Consider the following 3840-nt stretch of genomic DNA (forward strand, 5'->3'; position numbering starts at 1 on the left):
CTTTGTTCTGTGCTGCGGGCGGCTTCCCACTGTTGCCAGCCGACAGCGGTAAGACCTACCGGTTGGGGCGCTAAAGTAGAGGGCGTGTAACCACTCATAAGCCCTAAGCTAACAGCGGTGGCCACATCGGCCTTAGCCCAAGCACTCACCTTGTCAGCATCGGTAAAAGGTGCCAGTACAGCATTCTGCTCGGCTTCGGTATCTAGTTTGCTAAAGCCGAAAGCTCTCACTAACATAGCCGCCGCTTGTTCGCGGGTAATAGGACGGTAGGGACTGAAGGTCCCATCGGGATTGCCAGCCACATAGCCATATGCTGCAGCCGCCTCTACCTGGCCGGCAAACCAATCCTGGAGTTTTACGTCCCTGAAGCGGCTGCTCCCTGTTACCGCAGTAATCCCTACACTCTTGTTCACCATACTTACGAACTCAGCTCGGGTAACAGTTAAGTCCGGTCGGAAAGTGCCATCGGGTAAGCCGGATACTGCCCCTAAATCCACTAATTGTTGGATGGCCGTCTCGGCCCAGTGGCCTTTGCTATCGGGCGCTGCTGCCACCGGAATAGCAGTAAGCACTAACGCCCACAGAGTCAAGACAGCCACAAGACGATAAGACTTGCGTCCCAACCTATACACCTCCGCTCTCATTTTGGTTTTAAGATCTTTTTGGCCGCTTGGCCTGGAAAAAGTGCCGGTGAACCTGTTTCGGCCTTATTCATCCCAATAAAACCACCTCCATTAGTTCGTTAACGGTCAGGCGCAACCGCCCGCCGCCCCAGATAACATAATCGCCATCGGTGGTGGCGGTTTTGAAGAATTCTTCGTCGGCCAGCTCGGCATATTTCATCGTGTGCAGTTTTTTAGAAAGATCTGCTATAACCGTGCTGCCCCCTTCCATTTCCATCAGCAGTCGGTAGCCCTTCATCGGCCGAACGGCTTTAATATAACTCATCCATAGGCCTCCTTTCACGTCAAGGTAAAGAGAAAAATCCCATCCTACAGATTAACTATAGAATGGGATTTTGGATTGCGCATCGTCCAGATGGACGATCTTGATGGACGAATTTGAATCTTAAGCCGCCGTTATTTTAGCTTTTCTGCCAGCCGGGCGCGGCGGTCGATTTGAAGCTTCTGAAATATCGTGCGCAGATGCGTACGCACCGTGCTTTCCGTTACCACCAGCTTCTCCGCAATCTCGCTGTTGCGCAGCCCCTCGGCTGCCAGCTTGGCTACCTCATATTCCCGTTCAGTGAGGTCAGGAGGCAGCTCGCCTGAAAAAAGGGCTTCACGTAACGTAGACCAGCCGCCTGAGAAACGCTTCCTAACAGCGCTGAACTTGTCCAAAAGCTCGGGATAGTCCCGCTCAATAACCTCATCAACCAAGTCTCCAAGCAGCCGTGAATAAGCGGCAAAGGGAGACACCAACCCGTCGGGAAGAGCCCCGCGAGCAGCAAGCTCCAGAAACTCGGCAGCCTGGACACGGTTGCCCAACGACATATGGCTGATGGCCATAACAAAATAGGCAAAGAGATTGGCATAAGGACTTAGTAGTCTAGGCCATGCAGCCTGCAACGTACCGATCACCCGTGCAAACTCCCCCTCATGCATGAGAAAGCTTAGGTGCACAAACAAAGCACTGTTGGTCATGGCAGGCGATAGGCAGCGCCCGGCAAAATCGGCATTCTTCAGCCAATCAGCGATACTCGTCTGATTCTGAAATTCATTCAGAAGCACACCTCGAATAATGTCCAAAAGCGACCGAATAACAAACGTGTTCTGGTAGTCGAAGGAGGCCGCGCGCTCCATTGAAGCAATAGCACGCTGCCAGCCGGCTGTATCTGCCTTGTGCAACGCAATGTGAGCCAGCAATATGGAGGCGCCCAACTGGATCACGCTTTGCTGTTTGCTTTCGGCAATAAAGGCCGCCTTGTAGGCAAGTATCTCCGCATCGCTCAAATCTCCCCGCTGATAAGCCAGTTCCGCACGAAATAACGCGTCTGCACCACTGCCGTGACCATTAGTTAGACGCGAATAAATGGCGATGTACTTCTCCAGCACCTCGGCCTCATAATCAGCTTTACCAGGCGCAGTGTAGAACTCCGTCAACGGGGAGTAGTTGCCGAAGCACCAGAGGGCTGTCGGAAGGATTACCTTAGAGCACCGGTCTCCTAAAAACAGGGCGGCCTGCCTTAGAACGGCTGTCATCTCATCTAGGTGGGGGAAACTTCTGAATGAGGAAAGAAGCATCCACTCGCCAATCAACTGTGAATCGGCGTTCCGATCAGGACGGTGCGGCAACACCTGATCGCTGATACCAAGCATTGTGTACAACTCGTCCATCAGCACATCGAACTCATCGTTCATTCTGAAAGTAAGAAGCACCCAGGCAATTCGAAGCATGTTCAGACCATGCGCCTTCTTCAAATCTGAAGGGCAATTCTTCGCGATGTCAAGAGCCAGCTCCGCAAAAGGCGCGCCGTTAATTGTCTCGAAAGTCATGTGAGAGAGATCAAGCGAGAGCATCTGCTCGTAATCCTTAATCCGAGCATAAAAGCTCAACGCCACTGCAGTTTGGCCATCATCTCGGCAAAAATCTCCCGCCTGCAGTAAGCACCGGCGTTCAAACTCGGCCCCTCGCTCCCCGCGCTTCTGAGCCAGCAGATCGGTCAGAATGCTGTGTAGCTCACAGTGCCGTTCGGCTGGATTGTATTGGATGAAGGGGCTCGCCAGTGCAGCCCAAGCATACTCGGGCAATTCGTCGCATCCCATGAGGTAACTTGCCTGTTGTACGGTGACCGTCTCAAACGGCGACAGGTGCAACAGAAAAACTTGCTGTTCTTCTGTCAATCTATCCCATACCAAATGCTCCATAAGAGCCAGAATACCAGATGTATCAGAGAATGTGCCTGTCTCTTGAAAGGCACGAAGCTGCAAATAGACTGCTATTATCCATCCTTCCGTATAGCGCGCAACGTCCTGGGCATCGCTTGGAGTAATGCTCACATTGGCAAGGGCCCAGTAACGGCGTATGTCCTCGGCTCCCAGCCGCAGATCAGCTGTGCCAATGTGCAAAACCCCATGACCCATAAGGGCAGCAAGCATATTTCGCTTAAGCATTTGGGTAACAACGAGAACATGTAAGTTTTGACTGCCATGCTCCAGCAGAGCCGTAACAACGGCAGGTGGCAATACACCGTCTAAGAATTGGAAATTATCAAGGACAAGATAGGTTTCGTGTAGGCAACGGATAGACCTTAGGGCATCCATTGCTTCACCGATGGTAGCAGCGTTTGGCAGTCCGATTTTAAGGAGGCGTTCACCGGCATGGCGGTCGATCTTCTCAATCTCCCGACAAAAACGCCTAAAACTTGCAGTAGGCGCTTCATTCGTTGCTGTAAACCAATAGACAGGCGTACCTTGGGGAAGCCCGGCCTCTAAGTAATCCCTTATTGCCGTGGTCTTACCATAGCCGGACGGAGCCTCGACAACAATAGCGGGGGCAAAGCGCATCTTGGCCAACTTGTGTTTAAGCCTGTCGGAATAATAATGCGGCTCGGTTTGGCGGTTTTTCCCATGTTCCATATTATTCCCCCTCTTGCGGGTCTTTTTGGGGTCACACCAATGTTCATCACCGAGGCAAGTAATTACATATTATTCTGAAAAACACCAGGAACCTTCCTCGCTAAACCAGGTTTACATAAGGTCGGAATACTTCTGAATCTGCTTAGCTACAATCTCAAATTAATTAAGATATTCATTCGCTGTCATATCCGCAAGTACCTTTCGCATAGAGTCAGCTCTCATAATAATTTTGTCGACATTGTGTACCAGCCGATCCAAAACC

At 51.5% G+C, this 3840-nt stretch carries 3 protein-coding genes; all 3 read right to left on the reverse strand.

What is annotated here, in order from left to right; genetic code table 11:
* Positions 1-623 (reverse strand): S-layer homology domain-containing protein (locus GX016_05245; GenBank protein ID HHT70969.1); only part of this gene is annotated, 623 nt, incomplete at its 3' end.
* An 88-nt stretch (positions 624-711) separates the two neighbouring features.
* Positions 712-948 (reverse strand): DUF2442 domain-containing protein, encoded by a 237-nt coding sequence (locus tag GX016_05250; GenBank protein HHT70970.1) that lies wholly within the window; start codon positions 946-948, stop codon positions 712-714.
* A 131-nt stretch (positions 949-1079) separates the two neighbouring features.
* A complete protein-coding gene (locus tag GX016_05255; protein HHT70971.1) occupies positions 1080-3578 on the reverse strand; it encodes a helix-turn-helix transcriptional regulator in 2499 nt (832 codons plus the stop codon).
* Positions 3579-3840 lie beyond the last annotated feature (262 nt).

The organism is Bacillota bacterium (assembly GCA_012837285.1).
Taxonomy (GTDB): Bacteria; Bacillota; DTU030; order DUMP01; family DUMP01; genus DUNI01.